At 71.8% G+C, this 19,001-nt stretch carries 17 protein-coding genes; 6 read left to right on the top strand and 11 right to left on the bottom strand.

Features of this window, described 5'->3' with window-relative positions; translation table 11 throughout:
* The coding region (locus tag ETD86_RS26675; RefSeq protein WP_425465657.1) for a virginiamycin B lyase family protein at positions 1 to 212 on the bottom strand (212 nt) is incomplete at its 3' end.
* On the bottom strand, positions 206 to 1,888 hold the full coding sequence (locus ETD86_RS26670) for an ABC-F family ATP-binding cassette domain-containing protein (RefSeq protein ID WP_281286964.1): 1,683 nt from the start codon (positions 1,886 to 1,888) through the stop codon (positions 206 to 208). The genes ETD86_RS26675 and ETD86_RS26670, both read right to left, overlap by 7 nt.
* Positions 1,889 to 2,063: 175 nt before the next feature.
* Between ETD86_RS26670 and ETD86_RS26665 the strand changes: the two genes are divergently transcribed.
* Complete coding sequence (locus ETD86_RS26665) at positions 2,064 to 2,612, top strand: TetR/AcrR family transcriptional regulator (RefSeq protein ID WP_138668911.1); 549 nt, start codon at positions 2,064 to 2,066, stop codon at positions 2,610 to 2,612.
* A 98-nt stretch (positions 2,613 to 2,710) separates the two neighbouring features.
* Here the strand turns inward: ETD86_RS26665 and ETD86_RS26660 are convergent, their stop codons facing one another.
* Genes ETD86_RS26660 through ETD86_RS26635 form a run of 6 tightly spaced genes read right to left on the bottom strand, consistent with a single transcriptional unit; the run spans position 2,711 to position 9,007 of the window.
* A complete protein-coding gene (locus ETD86_RS26660) occupies positions 2,711 to 4,339 on the bottom strand; it encodes a serine/threonine-protein kinase (RefSeq protein ID WP_246148211.1) in 1,629 nt (542 codons plus the stop codon).
* A gap of 20 nt (positions 4,340 to 4,359) precedes the next feature.
* Positions 4,360 to 5,142 (bottom strand): HAD family hydrolase, encoded by a 783-nt coding sequence (locus ETD86_RS26655; protein ID WP_138668910.1) that lies wholly within the window; start codon positions 5,140 to 5,142, stop codon positions 4,360 to 4,362.
* The gene (locus tag ETD86_RS26650; RefSeq protein ID WP_138668909.1) at positions 5,132 to 6,205 is read right to left on the bottom strand and encodes an ABC transporter ATP-binding protein; all 1,074 of its coding nucleotides are present in this window, start codon (positions 6,203 to 6,205) and stop codon (positions 5,132 to 5,134) included. The genes ETD86_RS26655 and ETD86_RS26650 overlap by 11 nt, the downstream gene beginning before the upstream one ends.
* Positions 6,202 to 7,044: an ABC transporter permease gene (locus ETD86_RS26645; RefSeq protein WP_138668908.1), complete on the bottom strand. Its 843-nt coding sequence runs from the start codon at positions 7,042 to 7,044 to the stop codon at positions 6,202 to 6,204. Before ETD86_RS26645 ends, ETD86_RS26650 begins: the two co-directional genes overlap by 4 nt.
* Complete coding sequence (locus ETD86_RS26640; protein WP_138668907.1) at positions 7,032 to 7,856, bottom strand: ABC transporter permease; 825 nt, start codon at positions 7,854 to 7,856, stop codon at positions 7,032 to 7,034. The genes ETD86_RS26645 and ETD86_RS26640 overlap by 13 nt, the downstream gene beginning before the upstream one ends.
* Positions 7,853 to 9,007, bottom strand: a complete 1,155-nt coding sequence (locus ETD86_RS26635; protein WP_138668906.1) for an ABC transporter substrate-binding protein — start codon at positions 9,005 to 9,007, stop codon at positions 7,853 to 7,855. The genes ETD86_RS26640 and ETD86_RS26635 overlap by 4 nt, the downstream gene beginning before the upstream one ends.
* A 112-nt stretch (positions 9,008 to 9,119) precedes the next feature.
* Here ETD86_RS26635 and ETD86_RS26630 point away from each other — a divergent pair, with 112 nt between their 5' ends.
* From ETD86_RS26630 to ETD86_RS26620, 3 genes are all read left to right on the top strand, one after another.
* Positions 9,120 to 9,866, top strand: a complete 747-nt coding sequence (locus ETD86_RS26630) for a GntR family transcriptional regulator (RefSeq protein WP_138668905.1) — start codon at positions 9,120 to 9,122, stop codon at positions 9,864 to 9,866.
* Positions 9,867 to 9,945: 79 nt separating this feature from the next.
* On the top strand, positions 9,946 to 10,212 hold the full coding sequence (locus tag ETD86_RS26625; protein WP_170223279.1) for a DUF6504 family protein: 267 nt from the start codon (positions 9,946 to 9,948) through the stop codon (positions 10,210 to 10,212).
* Positions 10,212 to 13,829, top strand: coding sequence for a DNA polymerase III subunit alpha (locus tag ETD86_RS26620; protein WP_211370329.1), 3,618 nt, complete (start codon positions 10,212 to 10,214; stop codon positions 13,827 to 13,829). The genes ETD86_RS26625 and ETD86_RS26620 overlap by 1 nt, the downstream gene beginning before the upstream one ends.
* 18 nt (positions 13,830 to 13,847) lie before the next feature.
* Here ETD86_RS26620 and ETD86_RS26615 read toward each other — a convergent pair whose 3' ends face one another.
* Both ETD86_RS26615 and ETD86_RS26610 read right to left on the bottom strand, forming a co-directional pair.
* Entirely contained in the window at positions 13,848 to 14,558 is a 711-nt protein-coding gene (locus ETD86_RS26615; protein ID WP_138668904.1) for a DUF4328 domain-containing protein, read from the bottom strand.
* 46 nt (positions 14,559 to 14,604) lie between these two features.
* The gene (locus ETD86_RS26610) at positions 14,605 to 15,255 is read right to left on the bottom strand and encodes a response regulator transcription factor (protein ID WP_138668903.1); all 651 of its coding nucleotides are present in this window, start codon (positions 15,253 to 15,255) and stop codon (positions 14,605 to 14,607) included.
* Positions 15,256 to 15,347: 92 nt separating this feature from the next.
* Here ETD86_RS26610 and ETD86_RS26605 point away from each other — a divergent pair, with 92 nt between their 5' ends.
* Together ETD86_RS26605 and ETD86_RS26600 are read left to right on the top strand one after the other, a co-directional pair.
* A complete protein-coding gene (locus tag ETD86_RS26605) occupies positions 15,348 to 16,025 on the top strand; it encodes an ABC transporter ATP-binding protein (protein WP_138668902.1) in 678 nt (225 codons plus the stop codon).
* Positions 16,022 to 17,971, top strand: a complete 1,950-nt coding sequence (locus ETD86_RS26600) for an FtsX-like permease family protein (protein WP_138668901.1) — start codon at positions 16,022 to 16,024, stop codon at positions 17,969 to 17,971. The genes ETD86_RS26605 and ETD86_RS26600 overlap by 4 nt, the downstream gene beginning before the upstream one ends.
* 5 nt (positions 17,972 to 17,976) lie before the next feature.
* Here ETD86_RS26600 and ETD86_RS26595 read toward each other — a convergent pair whose 3' ends face one another.
* A complete protein-coding gene (locus tag ETD86_RS26595) occupies positions 17,977 to 18,978 on the bottom strand; it encodes an LLM class F420-dependent oxidoreductase (RefSeq protein WP_138668900.1) in 1,002 nt (333 codons plus the stop codon).
* Positions 18,979 to 19,001 lie beyond the last annotated feature (23 nt).

Genomic DNA, 19,001 nt, shown 5'->3' with positions numbered 1-19,001 from the left:
CCGCCCTTCCCCTCGGCGAACCACATCGCCCCGTCCGGCCCAGGCGTGATCACGGTCGGCAGCCCGTCGGCAGGGTCCAGCTGGTGGATCACCGGCTCCTGACCTGGCACCATCCTCCCGACACGTCCCTGGTGGACGAGCGTGAACCAGAGCGCCCCGTCCGCTGCGGTGGCGATGCCGTACGGCGCGCCCGCGTCGATCATGGTCAACATATGTGTCCCCCCGCGAGGTGTAGTGCCTTGCCTCGGAACCGTCGCGTGAGCGCGCGGTCGTGTGACACCACGACGAGCGTGCCGTCGTAGTGGTCGAGCGCCTGCTCCAGCTCCTCGGTGAGAAGCGGCGACAGGTGGTTGGTGGGCTCGTCGAGCAGCAGCAGGTCGTGCTCGGCGGCCAGCAGTCTGGCCAGCGCCAGCCGACGCCGCTGCCCGACGGACAGCTCGCCCACCTTCTGGTCCAGCGTGTGGGGCCTGAACAGGCCGGTGCTCAGCAGCGCCTGCCTGCGCTCGTCCTCGTAGCCGTGCCCGTAGGCGGCCAGGACGGTCAGATGCGGGTCGAACCTCACCTCCTGTGGCAGGTAGCCGACCTTGACGTGGTCGCGGGCGTGCTCGGCGATGGTCCGCAACAACGTCGACTTGCCCGCGCCGTTGGGGCCGCGTACCAGCAGCCGGTCGCCCGCCTCGATCGTCAACGCCTCCACCCGCAACCCATCACCGGCTCGCATGCCGTCACTGAGCCGCATGCCGTCACTGAGCCGCATGCCGTCACTGAGCCGCATGCCGTCACTGAGCCGCGTGCCGTCGCTGAGCCGCGACTCGTGACCGACCCGCACGTCACGCAGCTCGGCGACCACCACACGCCCATCCGCCGTGCGATCCGTGGGTTCGACGGAGGTCGCACGAGGGTTGATGAGTGCGGTGCCGGCCATCCCGGGCTTCTGGGCGGGTGTGGCGCCGGTGGTGAAGGCGCCGTGGAAGCGGAGCGGGTCCGGCGGGCGGGGGACCGGGTCGGCCTCCAGGCGGCGCAGGCGCTCGTGGGCGCTGCGGACGCGGCTGGCCACCGAGCTCTGCACCCGGCCCGCATTCCGGTCGTAGGCCATCTTGTTGTTGTCGCGCATCATCCGGCCGGCCGCCACCCGGTGGGCGGTGGTGGCGGCGTGTTCGCGCACCTGCCGGACCTCCTCGCGCCATGCCGCGTACGACTGCTCCCAGCGGGCTCTGGCCGCCGCCTTGGCGGCCAGGAAGCCCGGGTAGCCGCCGCCGAAGCGGGTGACGGCGCCGTCCTCGACCTCGAGCACCGCCGTGGCGACCCGGTCCAGGAAGACGCGGTCGTGCGACACCACGACCACCGTGCCCCGGTGCGCGCGCAGCCGGTCCTCCAGCCAGGTCAGCGCCGACCCGTCGAGGTGATTGGTCGGCTCGTCGAGCAGCAGCACCCGGGGCGCGGCGGCCAGGACGCAGGCCAGGCCCAGCCGTGCCTGCTCGCCGCCCGACAGGCTCGACAGCACCCGGTCGCGGCCGACGTGGGCCAGGCCGAGACCGTGGAACGCCTTGTCCACCCGGGCGTCGGCCTCGTAGCCGCCCCGGGCCTCGTAGGTGGTGAGCAACTCGCCGTATTCGTCCATGACCTCGTCGGTGAGCGCCGACTCCAGCTCGCGCATCCTGCGCTCCATGGCGCGCAGGCCGGCCAGCGCGGCGTCGATCGCCTGCTGGACCGTGTTGCCGGGCGGGAGGTCCAGCGTCTGCCCGAGGTAGCCGGCGTCGCCGGGCATGGTGATCTCGCCGTTGTCGCACCGCTCGATCCCGGCCAGCAGGCGGAGCAGCGTGGACTTGCCCGAGCCGTTCTCGCCCACGATGCCCGCGCGCTCGCCCGGCTTCACGGACATGGTCACGTCCGCGAGGACGACGTGTTGTCCGTACGACTTGGAAACCCTCTGGAGGTGGATCAGGATGGAACTCCAATCGCGACTGTTGTAGCGTTAGTGTGCCACAGGGAAAGCTTAAACGCAACTGGAGTAGTTTTTGGACGTGACAAGCAGCAGACGCCCGGGAGGGCGGAGTGCGCGGGTGCGCGACGCCGTGCGCCAGGCCACGCTGGCCGAGCTGGTCGATCACGGCTATCCGGGGTTGACGGTCGAGCGGGTGGCCGAGCGGTCAGGCGTGCACAAGACGACCGTCTACCGGCGCTGGGGCAACGTGGAGGGGCTGATCTCCGACGCTCTCGAGCTGGCCAAGGACGAGCCGTGGCCGGTTCCCGATACCGGGTCGATCGAGGGTGATCTGCGGGGCATCGTCCAGCTCGTACGTTCCGGGTTCGCCGATCCCGAGCTGGGCCCGGTGTCGTCGGCGTTCGTGGCGGCGGCCGTGCAGAACGCGGAGGCGGCGCGGGCGTTGCACGAGTTCTTCATGGCCAGGCACGAGCAGTCGGCCGAGGTCGTGCGGCGGGCGGTCGCTCGGGGTGAGCTGCCGGACGTCGTGGACGTCAGGGAGGTGATCAGGGTGGCGGTGGCGCCGGTCTACTACCGGTTGTTCGTCGCGCACGAGCCGGTGAGCGAGCGGGACGCCGACCGCGCCGCCGACGCCGCCCTGGCCGCGGCCCGCGCCGGCGTGCTCTGACGCGGCCTCCCGCGCCCAGCGCCCCGCGCCGGAGTCCTCCTGCGCCCAGCGCCCCGCGCCGGAGTCCTCCTGCGCCCCGCGCCCCGCGCCGGAGTGCTTTAGGACTCCTCCTTCGTCCCGCGCAACTCGAAGTCGTCGAACGTCGTCTTCAGCACGGAGTCGCTGCCCTTCGGCGTGCGCGCGAACAGCCCGACGTACCCGTTGCCGATGCCGTTCGGATCGTCCACCTGGTGGACCTGCTCGTCGTTCACCCACATCGCCAGCCGCACAGCAGGCCCGCGCTGCTCGCACGAGGCCACGATGCGGGCCGGCTTGCCGCGTGCGCCCTCGACCAGGACCGGCTGGGCCAGCGTGCCGCCGGCCCCGTCGACGATGCGCCTGATCCTGGCCATCCCCTTCGTGTCCAGCCCGAACTCGTAGTAGGTGTCGTCATCGTCGGAGTTGTGGCAGTAGATGCCGTATTCGCCGGTGCCCGACGTCCGCTTGACCTCGGCGGTGACACCGACGACGACGCTCGAGGGCAACATCGGGGTCGGCGTGGCGGAGGGGTCGGGCGTGGCCGTGGGCGTGGCGACGAGGAAGGGGATGGGCGCCTTCGCCCACCGCTCCTCGTACCCGTTCTCCACGTCCAGCCCGTACGTGCCGTCGGTGCGGTAGCCGTAGCTGCTGGACGCCTCGGGATCGTAGGTGCCGCTCCAGCCGCCGGACGTCTGCGTGAAGTCCTCCGCGTACAGCACGCCCAGATCGGGCGGCCCGCTCGGGCCGAGCACACTCCAGGCGGCCACGCTCGCGCCCACGAGGAGGACGGCGGCGCCCGCGAGCGCCCCGTACAGCTTGCCGCGGCCCGCCTTCTTCGCCGGCTGCACGTCGGTGTACGCCGTGGTCGCGTGCTGCCAGGCCACCTGCACGGTGTGCACGGCCTGCTCGGGTCCGGCCGACCGCCCGACGAGGTGGTCGAGCAGCTGCTGGGCGGTGGGCCGCACGGCCGGGTCCTTGCGCAGAGCCGCCCCCACCAGCTCGCGCAGGCCGGGCTCGACGTCGGTGAGGTTCGGCTCGGTGTTGAGCACCTGGTAGACGATCGCCGGCAGCGTGTCCCCGCCGAAGGGGGTCCGCCCGCTGGCGGCGAACGCGATCAGGCAGCCCCACGAGAACACGTCGCAGGCCGGCGAGATCGGATCGCCCCGCAACACCTCGGGCGCCATGTACCGGGGCGTGCCGACCAGCTCGCCGGTGCCGGTGACGCCGCCGAGCGTGTCGAGCGCCCGCGCGATGCCGAAGTCGATCACCCGCGGGCCGACGGGGGACAGCAGCACGTTCGACGGCTTGAGGTCCCTGTGCACCACCCCGGCCCCGTGGATCGCGGTGAGCGCGGTGGCCACGCCGACGGCCAGCGCGTCCAGGCTGGAGCCGCGGAGCGGGCCCGACTGGCGTACGGCCTGCTCCAGATTGGGGCCTGGCACGTATTCGGTGACCACGTACAGCTGGTCACCGTCCAGCGCGGCCTCGAGCACCGCGGCCGTGCAGAACCTGCGTACCCGCCGCGCGGCGTCGGCCTCCCTGCGGAAGCGCATGCGGAACTGCTCGTGCTGGGTCAGCTCCGGATTGATCACCTTGACGGCGACCCGCTGCCCCGCGGGGTCCTCGGCGAGATGGACCGTGCCCATCCCGCCGCGGCCCAGCACGCTGAGCAATCTGTAGCGCCCGATCTGGGAGGATTCGCCACTCACGCCGCGTTAGCTTACCGACACTAGCTTGATCGCCGCAGACCTGTGGACACAGCGCGTACATGATCGAGCGACGGGAGCCCTTCCGCGGGCCTGGCGACGAGCACGCGGCAGCCCGCCGACCGGGCCGCCGCGATGCCCGCCGGGCTGTCCTCGATGGCGACGCACCGCGCGGGCGCCGCGCCCAGCCGCCGGGCCGCCTCCAGGTACGGGTCCGGGTACGGCTTGCCGCGTGCCGTGTCCTCGTTCGCGATCACCAGGTCGAACGGGTGGTCCAGGCGCGGCAGCACCAGGTCGACCACACGCCGCGGGGAGGCGCTCACCAGGGCCGTCGGGATGGCGGCGGCGGCCAGGTCGGCCAGGAGCTCGCGGGCGCCGGGCACGATCGTCACGTCCGCCGCGACGCGGTCGGCGAAGGCGTCGGCCAGCCGCCCGGCCACCACGGACACGCCTGCTCCGGGTCCGAGCGCCTGCCCGGCCAACGGCTCGTCCCAGGCAGCCCGTGGCCCGCCCCGATCGTCGTGCCGCGGGCGTCCGCCCGGCTCGTCCCGCACCAGGTAAGCGGCCACGTCCTCGACCGTCCGGCCGTGCACGTGCGGCACGTCCGCCGGGCCCAGGCGGCGACCGAGGGAAACGGCGACGGCGGCGGCCGTCTGCCACCACAGCCCTTCGGTGTCGACCAGCGTGCCGTCCATGTCCAGCAGCACGGCGTCGGGCCCGGGGCCCGCGGACGGCGCGTCGGGCCCGGTGGCCGCGAGCGGGGCGCCGGCCGCGTCCGGCCGACGCCCCGAGGGGTCAGACGGCATCGGCGACCACGACGGGTGCGGGGACCGTGACCGTGCGGGCCGCCACCAGTACCGGCCGCTCCACCAGCCGGACCGCGACCCGCGTGCCGGGCCCCAGGCTGGCCGCCTCGTGCCCGGGCACGTCGGCGAGGACCTCCCCGCCCGCCACCGCCACCCGGAGCCGTACGGACGCGCCACGGAAGGACGCGGTGACCACTTCGGCGCCCCCGTCCTCATCCAGGTCGACCCGCACCGCCTCCGGACGGATCAGCACGTCCACGGATGGATCCGCAGGAACCTTCCCGTCCACGGGCAGGAGTTGCCCGAGCACCGACACCTGATCCCCGGTGACCTGCCCGGCCAAGTGGTTCATGGTGCCGACGAACTCCGCCACGAACGGCGTGGCCGGCCGGTCGTAGACCTCGGCAGGCGACCCCACCTGCTCGAGCCGCCCCTCACGCAGCACCGCCACCCGGTCGGCGACCGACAGGGCCTCCTCCTGGTCATGGGTGACGAAGATCGTGGTGATGCCCAGGTCGAGCTGGAGCCGGCGGATCTCCTCGCGCAGCGCCACACGTACCTTGGCGTCCAGCGCCGACAGCGGCTCGTCCAGCAGCAGCACCCGCGGCTCCAGCGCGAGCGCGCGGGCCAGCGCGACACGTTGCTGCTGGCCGCCGGAGAGCTGGTGCGGGTAACGGTCGGCGTGCTGGGGGAGCCCGACGAGCTCCAGCAACTCGTCCGCCTTGGCGTGCCGGACCACCGCCGGCACCTTGCGTACCCGCAGGCCGAAGGCGACGTTGTCGCGGGCGTTGAGGTTCGGGAAGAGGGAGTAGGACTGGAAGACCATGCCCGCGTCCCGCTTGTTGGCCGGGACGTTCGTGATGTCCCGGCCGTCCACCAGCACCGCGCCGGAGTCCGGCCGCTCGAACCCGGCCACGCACCGCAGCGCCGTCGTCTTGCCGCAGCCCGAGGGCCCGAGCAGGGCGACGAACTCGCCGGGCGCGATGATCAGGTCGAGGCCGTCCAGCGCGACCGTCTTGCCGAACACCCGCCGCAACGCGCGGAACTCCACCGATGCGGTCATTTCTGTTTCTCCCTACCGAAAACGGTGGACACGGCGAGCAGTAGCAGCCAGATGAGCAGCAGGCTGAGGATCGACACGGCGACCGAGAGCTGCCCGGCGGAGCCGGAGGCGGTGACGATCCACACGGCGAACGGCTCGTACCCCAGCAGGCTGGCGACGGTGTACTCGCCCAGCACCAGCGCCAGCGTCAGGAACGACGCGCTGGCCAGCGCCGAGCGCAGGTTGGGCACGACGACCCGGAACAGCACGTACGGCCACGAGGCGCCCAGATTGCGGGCCGCCTCGACCAGCGTCCGCACGTCCATCGTCCGCAGCCCGGCGTCCAGCGACCGGTAGACGAACGGCAGCACCAGCACCACGTACGCCAGCACCAGCACCACGGGGAACCCCGGATCCTGCACCGCGATGATCGTGGCCCAGAACGGCGTCGGCGCCAGCACGTCCGTCCCCACCCGCAACGACGTCCCGATCCCGGCGACGAACGTGATCGGCGGCACCACCAGCGGCAGCGTGCAGAGCACCTCCATCACGGGCCGCAGCCGCGGCGCGAACAGCCGCACGGCCAGCATCGCGGGCAGCGACAGCAGCAGCACCAGCACGATCGTGGCGGCCGCCAGCCCCAGCGACAGCAGCAGCGACCGCACGAACCCCTCGGCCGTCAGCAACTCCCCGTAGGCGGACAGCGACACCCCTTCGACGGGTGTGTGGACCGTGTACCAGAAGGAGGCGCCGAGCGGGATCAGGAAGTACGCGGCGGCCAGCAGGAACACCACCCCGCGCCACACGCGAGGCCGCGCGGCAGCCCCGGAGACCCGCTCCAGCCCGGTCAGTGCAGCCATCGGGAGCTCCTCCTCTGCAGCGGCAGGTAGATCGCCATCACCAGCCCGGCCACCACGATCATGTCGAGGCTGAGCGCCAGCGCGATGTTCTCGTAGCCGATCAGCACGTCGCCGGTGAGCGCACTGGCGATCTTCAGGGTGACGAGCGGCACGACGGTGCCGACCATGGCGTTGGCGGTGGCGTACGCGGAGAAGGAGGACCCGAAGAGCAGCACCACCCCGCCCAGCATGGCCGGCGTCAGCACCGGCAGCGCCACGAACCGCCAGTAGTGCCAGGCGGTCGCCCCGTTGTTCGCCGCCGCCTCGCGCCACTGCGGCCGCAACCCGTCCAGTGCCGGCGCCATGACCAGAACCATCAGCGGGATCGAGAAGTAGAGGTAGACCACCGCGAGGCCCCAGAACGTGTACAGCGAGCCCGACGGCAGCCCGATCAGGCCGCTGACCACGCCCGAGTTGCCGAGCGTGGCGATCCAGAAGAACGCCAGTGGCACCCCGCCGAAGTTGGCCAGCACCCCGGAGGCCGTCAGCACCGCCTCCCGCAGCAGCGTGAAGCGCGAGGTCACGACGGCGTGAGCGAGGAACGTGCCGAGCACGGCCCCCAGCAGCGCGACCACGGCCGACAGCCGCACGCTGCCGATCATGGCGGTGAGGTAGCCGCCCTGCAGGCTCTGCGCCAGGTTCGCCAGACTCGGCCGCCCTTGGGCGGTGAACGCCCCCGCCACCAGCGCGATGGCGGGGACTCCGAAGACGAACGCGAAGAACGCCAGCAGGGGCAGCGCCCCCAGCCAGCCCCTCGAACGGGTCCGGTTCATCCCGAGATCGCGGCGTCCCAGCCGCTGGCCAGCTTGGCCTTGGCCGCGTCCACCTGCGCGGTCGTCGGGAACGTGGGCGTGCCTTCCACCGCGGGCAGCTTCTCGGCCAGCGCCTTGTCCGCGGTGCCGTCGGTGGTCATCGACGGCAGCAGCACGGGACGGGCGAAGCCCTTGAGGAAGAGGTTCTGGCCCTCGGCGCTGTAGAGGTACTCCTGCCAGAGCCTGGCCGCCGCCGGGTGCGGGGCGTCCTTGTTGATGGCCTGGGCGTACATCTGGAAGTACTTGCCGTCGGACGGCACGTTGACCTTCCAGTCGATGCCCTTGGCCGTCATCTGGGGCGCGTAGGCGGCGTTGTTGTAGTCCCAGTCGATGCTGATCTGGGTCTCGCCCTTCTCGATGGTGGCCGGCGTGGTCTCGACCGGGTTGTAGTTGCCGACGTCCTTGAGCTTCTTGAAGAACATGATGCCGGGCTGGATGTCGTCGAACGAGCCGCCGTTGGCCAGGGCGGCCGCGTACACGCCGGCGAAGGCCGAGCCCGCCTTGGTCGGGTTGCCGTTCATCGCGACCTTGCCCTTGTACTCGGGCTTGAGCAGATCGGCGAAGCTGGTCGGGCAGTTGGTGATCTTCTTCGCGTCGCAGCCGATCGACACGTAGCCGCCGTAGTCGTTGGCCCAGAGCCCGGTCGGCTCCTTCTGCCCCTCGGGGATCTTGTCGAACGTCTGCACCTTGTACGGCGCGAACAGCCCCTCGGCGGCGCCGCTGAGCGCGAACGACTGGCCGAGGTCGAGCACGTCGGGAGCGCGGTCCTGACCCTTGCGGGTCTTCACCGCGTTGATCTCGTCGGCGCTGGCCGCGTCGGGAGTCTCGCTCTCGATCTTGATGCCGTACTTGGTCTGGAACTTCTCGATGATCTCGCCGTAGTTGGCCCAGTTCGGCGGCAGGGCGATGACGTGCAGGTTGCCCTCCTTCTTGGCGGCCTCGACGAGCTTGTCGAAGCCGCCGAAGTCGGCGGCGGAGGTGGCGGTGGCCGCGTTCACCCCGCCTTGGGACGCTTGTGTGGTGGCCTGGGTGCCGGGGGCGGCGCCGCATGCCGCGGTGACTACGGTGAGGGTTGCGGCAAGGCCGGCCGCGCGGGCGCGAGATGTGAACACGACGCCTCCACTATGCAGGGGGTGTGGAAAGAAGCTAGAGGAACTTGTACAAACAAGCGAGCACTAGTAAGTCGCATGAATGTTGCTCTTTCGTGAATGGGAAGGGGCGGCCATGGTTGCGCGCTATGAACTGATCGCCGATGAGCTGCGGGAAGAGATCCTCTCCGGCGCGTACCCGGTCGGATCCCAGCTCCCGAGCGAGGCCGAGCTGGCCGGGCGGTTCCGCGCGGCCCGCGGCACCGTGCGCCAGGCGGTGGCCGTGCTGGTCGCCGAGGGCCTGGTCGGCTCCAGGCAGGGTGCAAGGCGCATCGTGCTCGGCGCCGCCCGCAGCCAGAGCTTCGCCGAGTTGCACAGCTTCGCCCAGTGGGCGCGCGCGGGCGGCTACCGCTTCGGCGGCCAGGTGATCGAGCAGCGCCGCCGCCGGGCGAGCGCCGCCGAGTCCGCCAGATTAGGCGGCGGCGAGGTGCTGGAGGTGCTGCGCGTGCGCACACTGGAGGACGAGCCCGTCCTCGTCGAGCGGACGGTGTACGCCGGGTGGGTGGCCTCCGTCGTCGAACGGCTGCCCGCCGACTGCGAGTCGGTCACCGAGGCGCTGTACGACACGATCGGGCTCGTGTTCGCGTACGGCGAGCACCTCATCGACGCGGTCTCCGCCGGGGTCCACGACGCCCGTCTGCTGGGCGTGCGCCGCGGCAGCCCGCTGCTGCGCCAGCGCAGGACCACCACCACCCACGAGGGCCGCCCCGTGGAGACCTCCGACGACCGCTACCGCGCAGGCAGCGTGGCCTTCAGCATCCGCAACTCGATCGGCGCGAACCCGCTCGTTCGGCAGGCAATCGACTTGCGATCTCGGGGCTGAGAACATATGTTCGACTTATAAGCGCCCGCCTTCCCCCGGGTGGCTCAGCTATAGGACCAGAGCCGCGGGGAGAAGCGTCTTGAGCAGACTCTATGGCGATCCGATAGAGGTGTGGACCCGGGACGGGGAGCCGACCCAGTTCGTCTGGCGGGATCGGCTCTATCTCGTCCGCCGTGTCCTGGACCACTGGGTGGTCGCGCGCGAGTGGTGGAAGACCGGCGAGGGCGACCCCGGCGAGCGCCAGTTCTGGCGGGTGGAGGCCACCCCGGGGCGCGAGGTCGGCTCGTACGAGCTGCGGTACGACACCGCCAGCAACGGCTGGTTGATGCTGAGGGCGTGGGACTGATGGCGCCCCCGTTCCCGCACCTGGACGTGTGCTCCGCGTACTCCATGCGCTACGGGACCGCCTTCCCGCAGGCGCTGGTGCGCCGGGCGGCCGAGTTCGGCATGGACATCCTGGCGCTGACCGACCGCGACGGTCTCTACGGCGCCGTCAAGCACGCCCAGGCGTGCGCCGAGGCCGGGATCGCCCCGGTGCTCGGCGTGAACCTGGCGCTCGACACCCCGGCCCCGTCCCTGCTTCCCGGCCTGCCCGTTCCCCGCCCCAGGACCGGGCCGAACGCCGAGGACCGGATCACCGTGCTGGCCCGCGGTCGCGGCTGGTCGCGCTTGTGCCGGCTGGTCACGGCCGCCCACTACGCCGGTGAGCGCGGCAAGCCGGAGGTGACCCGCGAGCTGGTCGGCGAGTGGGCGGGCGAGCCGGGCGGCGACCACGGGTTCGGCGCCGAGGACGGCCTGGTCGTGCTGCTCGGCCCCCGGTCCGACGTGGGCCGCGCGGTGGCCGAGCGGCGCGACGAGCAGGCCAGGACGCTGCTCGGCCTGTGGCGGGACGCGGTGCCCGGCGTGGTGATCGAGCTGGTCGACCAGTACGGCTACCGCGACGCCACCACCGCCGTACGCATGCTCGGCCTGGCCGAGTCCATGGGCGTGCCGGCCGTGCTCACCAACGCGGTGCGTTACCTGGACCCGGTCGACCACCAGGTCGGCGACGTGCTCGACGCGGCCCGCCAGCTCGTCCCGCTGCACCCGCGCCACCTGGACCGCACCACCTCGCACGCCTATCTCAAGGGCACCAAGGAGATGTGGCAGGTGGCGGCCAAGGTCTGCGGCGCGGACCAGGAGCGGGTGGCCCGGCTGCTGTACACGACCAGGCGGCTGGCCGAGGCGTGCTCGATGGAGCCGCTCGACCTGCTCACGCTCCGCAACGACCCGCCGAACCTGCACCTGCCCGAGATCGGCCGCGACCCGGTGCCGCTGCTGCGCCACCGCGTCGAGGACGGGCTGATCAGGCGCGGCCTCGACCGCTCCGGCGACGCCGGCCGCCGTCTGCGGGACGAGATGGCCATCATCGAGAAGAAGCGCCTGTCCGGATATTTCATCGCCGTGGCCGGCATCACGGACATGATCCGCGGCATGGGCATTCGTTGCGCCATCCGCGGCTCGGGCGCCGGCAGCCTGGTCAACTACCTCATCGGCATCGGCGAGGTCAATCCGCTCGACCATGACCTGCTCATGGAGCGTTTCCTGTCCGAAGGCCGCATAGGGCTGCCCGACATCGACGTCGACGTGGAGTCCGCCCGCCGGCTCGACTGCTACAAGGCCATCTTCGACCAGTACGGCGAGGCCCGCGTGGCCTGCGTGTCCATGATGGAGACCTACCGGGCGCGCAGCGCCATCCGTGACGTCGCCGGCGCGATGGGCCTGCCGCCGCACGAGATCGACGCGATCGCCAAGGCGTTCCCGCACATCAGGGCCAGGCAGATCACCGCGTCGCTGCACGACCTGCCGGAGTTGCGTGACAGCCGGCTCAACGAGGCGGGCCTGGACCGGGTGTTCCGGCTGGCGGAGAAGCTCGACGGCCTGCCCAGGCACATCGCGCTGCACCCGTGCGGCGTGCTGATCGGCAACATGGGACTGCGGGACAGGACGCCAGTGGAGCGCAGCCTGCTGGAGTTCCCGATGTCGCAGTTCGACAAGGACGACGTGGAGGAGGCCGGGCTGCTCAAGCTCGACGTGCTGGGCGTGCGGATGCAGTCCGCGATGGCGTACGCGCTGAGCGAGATCAAGCGCGTGGACGACGTCGTGGTCGAGCTGGACACCCAGCATGGAGACGACCCCGGCGTCCGGTACGTGCCGCACGACGACCAGGACACCTACGACATGATCTGCGCCTCCCGCACGCTCGGCTGCTTCCAGATCGAGTCGCCCGGCCAGCGGGAGCTGGTGGCCAAGCTGGAACCGCGGACGCTGCACGACCTGATCGTGGACATCTCGCTGTTCCGTCCTGGGCCGGTCAACTCCGACATGGTCACCCCCTACTTGGAGGCCAGGCACGGGTGGCGGCAGCCGCACTATCCGCACGAGCGGCTGCGGGAGGCGTTGAAGGAGACGCACGGCGTCGTGGTCTTCCACGAGCAGGTGCTCAGGATCATCTCGGTGATGACCGGGCGGGACCTGTCGTACGCCGAGAAGTTGCGGCGCACCCTCGACACGCCGGAGGGGCGGGATCGGGTGCGCCGGGTGTTCGTGCCCTTGGCCCAGTCCAACGGCTTCGACGACGCGTCCGTGGAGCGGGCCTGGCAGGTGCTGGACGCGTTCGGGGCGTTCGGGTTCTGCAAGGCGCACGCGGCGGCGTTCGCGCTGCCTACCTACCAGTCGGCCTGGCTGAAGCGGCACCACGCGGCGGCGTTCTTCGCCGGGGTGCTCACGCACGAGCCCGGCATGTACCCGCCGCGCGTCATCATCGACGAGGCCAGGCAGTGCGGGATCAAGATCCTGCCGCTCGACATCAACAAGTCGGGCAAGGACTGGCGGGTGGAGCGGCTCGGGCCGCGCGCCCAGGCGCGTGTTTCCGGGCCTTCGCGGCCGTCGCGCGTGGAGTTCAGGATCGGCGAGATCGGCAAGGGGTACGCGTTGCGAGTGCCGTTCTCGGCGATCAAGGGGGTGAGCGAGGCGGAGGTCGAGCGGATGGTGGCGGGGCAGCCGTACACGTCGCTGGCCGACTTCTGGGACCGTGCCCGGCCCTCGCGGCCCACGATCGAGCGGATCGTCCAGGTCGGCGGCCTGGACGCGCTGCACGACCTGCACCCGGGCGGGCCGCGCTGGCGGCCGGGCGAGCTGACCAGGCGTGACCTGATCGCCCAGGTCGGCGCGCTGGAGCGGGGCTCCTCGAGCGGCGTGCGGGCCGGTTCGCGCGCCTCCAAGCGCTACACCTCCACGCGCCCTTCCTCGGTGGAGGAGCCCTCGGTGCAGCTCCCGCTGGGCTTCACCGAGCACCTGCCGCCGGGGGAGCTGCCCGAGATGACCGAGACGGAGATGGTCGAGGCCGAGCTGGAGATCCTCGGCATCGACATCAGCCGGCACATCATCAGTTTCCACGACGAGCTGCTCGACCTGCTCGGAGTGGTACGTTCCAAGGATCTTCTCGCGCAGCGCAACGGGGCCGAGGTGCTGGTGGCGGGGGTCAAGGTGGCGACGCAGACGCCTGCCGTGCGCTCGGGCCAGCGGGTCATCTTCGCCACGCTCGACGACTCGACCGGGCCGATCGACCTGACGTTCTTCGAGTCGGTGCAGGGGCGGTGCGCGGCCACCGTCTTCGGGTCGTGGCTCATGCTGGCCAAGGGGGTGGTCCGGCGGACGGGCACGCGGGCGGTGTCGATGCGGGCGGTGGACTGCTGGGACCTGGTGGACCTGGACGCGCTGTGGCGCGCCCAGGGCATCGACGCGGTCCGCGCGCTGCTGGCCGAGAGGCCCGAGCAGCCGGCCGGTGTCCGAGGGCGCAGAATCGAATACCCCAACGGCTTCCGCCTCTCTCCCTACTCCGACCTCGGCCCGGCTGTCGTCACCCCGCCCCAGCGCCTGTGGCACGCCAGCCCGGGCAGCTCCGGCCCGACAGCCGCCTGATCCGCCATGGCGGCGGGCTCAGCTGGTGCGGCCGAGCGGTGTGGAGCCCCGGGCAGGCTGGGTCCGGCGGGAGAACGTGCGAATGGTGGCGAGCGGTGAACGGGCGGCACGCTGCAGCCGGGTCAGCTCCCGCACGGTGCACGCGCACAAGACCGCCGCCACCGCCGCGCATCCCAGCTCCAGCACCCCCATCCCCGTCAGATCCCCGGCGGACGCGTCGAGCGGCAGCCGGACGGTGATCAGCGCGAGCGTCGCCAGCCAGCTCGCCCACCACCCCGCGAGCAGCGACAACCACCGCCCCCGCTGCCCCGCGGGCGGCCTGGCCCTCCGCCACACCTCGTCGATCAGCACCACGGGAGCGACCAGGTTGACGCCGGGAATCAGCCACGCGGCCGCGACAGGACCCGTCGGGGCCGAGCGGTCATTGGCCTGCCTGGCGCGTACCAGCCACGTCACGAAGGCGGCGCCCGCCGCGATCGAGGTGCCCGCCACCAGCATCATCAGCAGCGCGAACACCGTCACGGCCCCCACGACCGCCTCCGCGTCGGCCCCGTGCGGCCGCCCGCCGAACTCGGCGAGCTGGGCGGCGAGCCGGTGCCCGCGGGTGTGTTCGAAGATCACGAGGGCGACAAGGGAGAGGATCTGCGCGGCAAGCGTCACATATACGGCAGAGGCGGCTCTGGTAGGCGGTGCCTGGGTGTAGCGCACGATGTTCTCCCCCCGGGCCATGCGCTGAGGTTCTGATTCACTTGTATCCCGGCAGCCCCGCCGTTAATCAGCTCACCACGCCGGATTCCCACGCCCAAGCCGCGATTCCCACTCGATTTCTGACACCGAGTTTGGCCTGGATGCTCCCCAGGTGTGTCTTGACCGTCGACAGGGACACGAACAACTCCGCGGCGACCTCCTGGTTGGTGCGTCCCCTGGCCACCAGCCGGACGACGTCCAGCTCGCGGTCGGTCAACGGGCCGTTCGCCGGGACCGCGGCCCGTGGGGGTGGCTGGGTCAGGTGCTGCAGCAGCCGTACCGTCACCGACGGCGACACCAGCGCGTCGCCCGCCGCGGCCGCCCTGACCGCCTCGATCAGCAACGTGGGCCCGCTGTCCTTGAGCAGGAACCCGGTCGCGCCCGAGCGCAGCGCCCCGTACACGTACTCGTCCAGGTCGAACGTCGTGACGATGACCACCCGCAGCGGGTTCTCCACGCCGGGACCGGCCAGGATCCGGGTGACCTCGATCCCGTCGAGCTTGGGCATCCTGATGTCGAGCAGGCACACGTCCGGCCGCAGCCGCCTGGCCTCGGCGACGGCCTCGGCCCCGTCGGCCACCGCCGCGACGACCTCCATGTCCGGTTGAGCGTCCAAAATCATCTGGAAGCCGGTGCGTACCAGTTGCTGGTCGTCGGCGATGAGAACCCGAATAGTCACGGCCCCAACTCTAGAGATCAGTCGTTCGGCCGATGCCGTTATGGACGCACGGCCGATCCCCCGCACCCCGGCCCGCCGGGAGTCTGTACGCCATGAACGATGTGCTTGTTGGACGAGCCCTGGTCAAGAGGTTCGGGCAGACGGTCGCCCTGGGCGGCGTGGACATCACGGTACGGGCCGGTGAAGCCGTGGCGATCATGGGGCCGAGCGGTTCCGGCAAGTCGACCCTGCTCCACTGCCTGGCCGGGATCATGAAGCCGGACGCGGGTGAGGTGCACCTGCTCGGGCAGCGCATCGACGCGATGGGGGAGCGCAAGCGCAGCGCGCTGCGCCGCACCCGCTTCGGGTTCGTCTTCCAGTTCGGGCAGCTCCTGCCGGAGCTGCCCGCCGAGGAGAACGTGGCGCTCCCGCTCATGCTCGGCGGTGTGCCCAGACCCCAGGCGGTACGGCAGGCGCGCGAGTGGTTCGCGCCGCTCGGCCTGCACACGATGGAGTCCAGGCGGCCGGGCGAGCTGTCGGGCGGGCAGGCGCAGCGGGTGGCCATCGCCAGGGCGCTGGTGACCAAGCCGGCCGTGGTGTTCGCCGACGAGCCCACCGGAGCGCTCGACCAGCAGACCGGGCAGGACACGATGCGCCTGCTCGTGGAGGCGACCAAGCACAACGACGCCTCGCTGATCGTGGTCACCCACGACCCGAACGTGGCCGCCTGGTGCGACCGCACGGTCGAGGTCCGCGACGGCCGGCTCGTGTCGACCGGGGTACGCGCGTGAACCTCGATCTGACGTGGCGGCTGATCAAGGGCGGCGGCCGCAGGGGCCTGCTGGGCACCTGGCTCACGCTGGGCGCGGTCGCCGTGTCCACGGCGCTGTTGCTGTTCGCCGTGGCCGCGAACTTCGCCTTCGACGCCAGGGCCGAGCGCGGCGCCTGGCGTAACCCGGTCCCCGCCGCGTCGGGCCCCGCAGAGTCGGACGCGGTGGCGATCGAAGCCTCGCGCTACGACTACGTACGCGACCAGGCGATCCCCGTGGTCGACCTGGCCGCATTGAAGCAAGGCGTGCCCGCTCCGCCCGGAATGCCGCGTTTCCCACGGCCGGGTGAGGTATGGCTGTCACCCGCGCTCGCCGAGCTGGCCAGGCAACTCCCCGCCGACCAGCTCGCCAAGCGGTACCCGGATCCGGAGGGCGTGCTCGGCGACGAGGCCCTGGTGCATCCGGACGAGCTGGTCGCGGTCGTCGGCCACGAGCCGGACGCGCTGGAGATGACCGCGCCACGCAGCGACGACCGGATCATCGCCAAGCCGCCGGTCAAGGTGTCCAGCCTGGCGGGCACCCCGAGCGAGGACGCCGAGGCGTACCGGGCGCTCGCGCTGATCGCGAGCGTGCTCATGGTGGTGCCGCTGCTGGTGTTCGGCGGTGCGGCGGCCCGGCTCACGGTGGCCAGGCGCGACCAGCGGCTGGCCGCGCTCAGGCTGGTCGGTGCGACGCCGGGCCAGGTGGTGGCGATGACGGTGGCCGAGGCGATGATCGTGGCGCTGGCCGGCGCGCTCGCGGGCGCCGCCGTCTTCGCCCTGGCCGTGCCGCTGCTGGCCGGGATCGAGATGCAGGGTGGCCCGTGGTTCGCCGGGGACCTGTTCCCGAGCCCGCTCGCGCTGGCCGGGGTGCTGGTCGCGGTGCCGCTGCTGGTGGGGTTGTCGGCGGTGGCCGGGCTGCGGCGGGTCGTGGTGAGCCCGCTTGGCGTGGCCAAGCGGGAGACGCCGCCGGCGCTGCGGTTCGTCAGGGTGCTCGCCCTGTTCGTGGTGCTGGCCGTCTTCCCGCTGCTGACCAGGGGCACCGGCGTCGGGATCGTCGCGGTGGCGCTCGCCCTGGCGTTCCTCTGCATCAACCTGGTGGGCCCGTGGGTGGTCGGCCTGATCGGCCGGATCACGGCGCGCGCCGCCCGCGGCCCGGCTCGGCTGCTCGCCGGCCGCCGGCTGGTGGACGATCCGCGCTCGGCCTGGCGCACGGTCAGCGGTGTGGCCTTGACCGGCTTCGTGGCGGGCTTCCTCGGCCTGCTCAGCCCGGGCGTGTTCGCCGGCGAAGCAGCGCCTCCCCAGCTGCGGGTCACCGCGCCGTCCGGCCAGGTGACGCAGGTCGCCGAGGAGGCCAGGGAGCGGCTGGCGGCAGCCGGGGTGACGGCCACCGTGCAACCGTCGAAGCAGGCCGTCGTCGCCGCCCTGGGCAGCTCCGCGGACGCGGCCACGCTGGACCGGGCCCGTACGGCGCTCACCGGGCTCGTCCCCGGCCGCACGCCCACGACGGAGGCCGACGACCAGCGGTCCGGCAGCGAGATCCTGACCGACGTCCGCGTGGGCACGATCGTGGTGTTGTCGGTGTCGTTCCTGGTGGCCATCGCCAGCGCGGGCATCACGGCCGCGTCGTCGATCCTGGACCGGCGGCAGACGTACGGGCTGCTGCGGCTGGCCGGCACGCCGCTGGAAGTGCTGGATCGGGCCCGCCGCGCGGAGACGCTCATCCCGCTGACGGTCATGGGCGGCGGGGCGATCCTGGTGGGAGCGTTCTGCGCCGTGCCGTTCATGATGGGGCAGGTCAGCACGATAGGGCTGATCACCCTCGGGGCGTGCGTCGTCGCCGGATTCGCCGGGGTGATCGGCGCGGGGGCCCTGAGCAGGCCCCTGCTCCGCTCGGTCACCGCCGACCCGGCCCCGCGCCCCGACTAGCAGCCCTACCCCTGGACGAGGTCGCGGATCAGCCTCAGCGAGGGCTCGTCCCGGGGCCCCATGACGAGCATGCTCGTGACCGGGCTCTTCCGCCACAGCTCGAGGCGTTCCTTGATCCGGCCGGGCGGGCCGACGAGCGAGATGCCGTCGGCCAGCTCGTCCGGGATCGCCTGGAACGCCTCGTCCTTCCGCCCGGCCAGGTAGAGCGCCTGGATGTGCTCGGCGGCGTCGGCGAACCCCATCCTGCCGATGATGTCGGCGTGGAAGTTGCGGTGCCTGGCGCCCATGCCGCCGATGTACAGCGTGAGCATCATCTTCACGCCGTCCAGCGCGGATCGTACGTCGTCGGAGATGATGACCATCACCATGGCCGCCACGTCGAAGCCCTCGGGGGCGCCGGCGAGCGACTCCCCGTACATCTCCTCGATCTTGGCGGGGAACGCGAACAGCGGCAGCCAGCCCTGCGCCACCTCGGCCGCCAGCGCGACGTTCTTCGGGCCCTCCGCCCCGAGATAGACGGGGATGTCCGGGCGCAGCGGATGGGTGATGAGCTTGAGCGGTTTGCCCAGGCCGCCTGCCAGCGGCAGCGGGTAGTGCGGGCCGTCGCTGGTGACGGGCTCCTCCCGCCGCCACACCCTGCGCATGATCTCGACGTACTCGCGCGTTCTGGCCAGCGGTCTGGCGAACGGCTGCCCGTACCAGCCCTCCACGACCTGCGGTCCCGACGCGCCCACACCGAGCAGCAGCCGGCCTCCCGTCAGATGGTCGAGGGTCATCGCGGTCATCGCCGTCGTGACCGGCGGCCGGGCCGAGAGCTGCGCGACCGACGTGCCGAGCTTGATGCGGCTGGTACGCGCTCCGTACCAGGCCAGCGGCGTGAACGCGTCGCTGCCGTACGCCTCCGCCGTCCACACCGAGTCATAGCCGAGCCGTTCGGCCGCCAGGACCGTCTCGGTCGCGTCGTCGGCGTGGCGCTGCCAATACCCCAACTGGAGCCCGAGCTTCATAGGACACCTCCGGAATTAAGTTC

It is taken from the genome of Nonomuraea turkmeniaca, assembly GCF_005889735.1.
GTDB classification, from domain to species: Bacteria; Actinomycetota; Actinomycetes; order Streptosporangiales; family Streptosporangiaceae; genus Nonomuraea; species Nonomuraea turkmeniaca.
The sequence above is the reverse complement of the archived record's forward strand: the minus strand, read 5'-3'. Positions and strand labels throughout refer to the sequence as shown.

Excerpts from the sequence above, each read along its gene's own strand:
- ETD86_RS26655 (WP_138668910.1), bottom strand. The coding sequence starts at position 5,142 with ATGCCGTCTGACCCCTCGGGGCGTCGGCCGGACGCGGCCGGCGCCCCG.
- ETD86_RS26650 (WP_138668909.1), bottom strand. The coding sequence starts at position 6,205 with ATGACCGCATCGGTGGAGTTCCGCGCGTTGCGGCGGGTGTTCGGCAAG.
- ETD86_RS26645 (WP_138668908.1), bottom strand. The coding sequence starts at position 7,044 with ATGGCTGCACTGACCGGGCTGGAGCGGGTCTCCGGGGCTGCCGCGCGG.
- ETD86_RS26640 (WP_138668907.1), bottom strand. The coding sequence starts at position 7,856 with ATGAACCGGACCCGTTCGAGGGGCTGGCTGGGGGCGCTGCCCCTGCTG.
- ETD86_RS26630 (WP_138668905.1), top strand. The coding sequence starts at position 9,120 with ATGGTTGCGCGCTATGAACTGATCGCCGATGAGCTGCGGGAAGAGATC.
- ETD86_RS26620 (WP_211370329.1), top strand. The coding sequence starts at position 10,212 with ATGGCGCCCCCGTTCCCGCACCTGGACGTGTGCTCCGCGTACTCCATG.
- ETD86_RS26615 (WP_138668904.1), bottom strand. The coding sequence starts at position 14,558 with ATGGCCCGGGGGGAGAACATCGTGCGCTACACCCAGGCACCGCCTACC.
- ETD86_RS26605 (WP_138668902.1), top strand. The coding sequence starts at position 15,348 with ATGAACGATGTGCTTGTTGGACGAGCCCTGGTCAAGAGGTTCGGGCAG.
- ETD86_RS26595 (WP_138668900.1), bottom strand. The coding sequence starts at position 18,978 with ATGAAGCTCGGGCTCCAGTTGGGGTATTGGCAGCGCCACGCCGACGAC.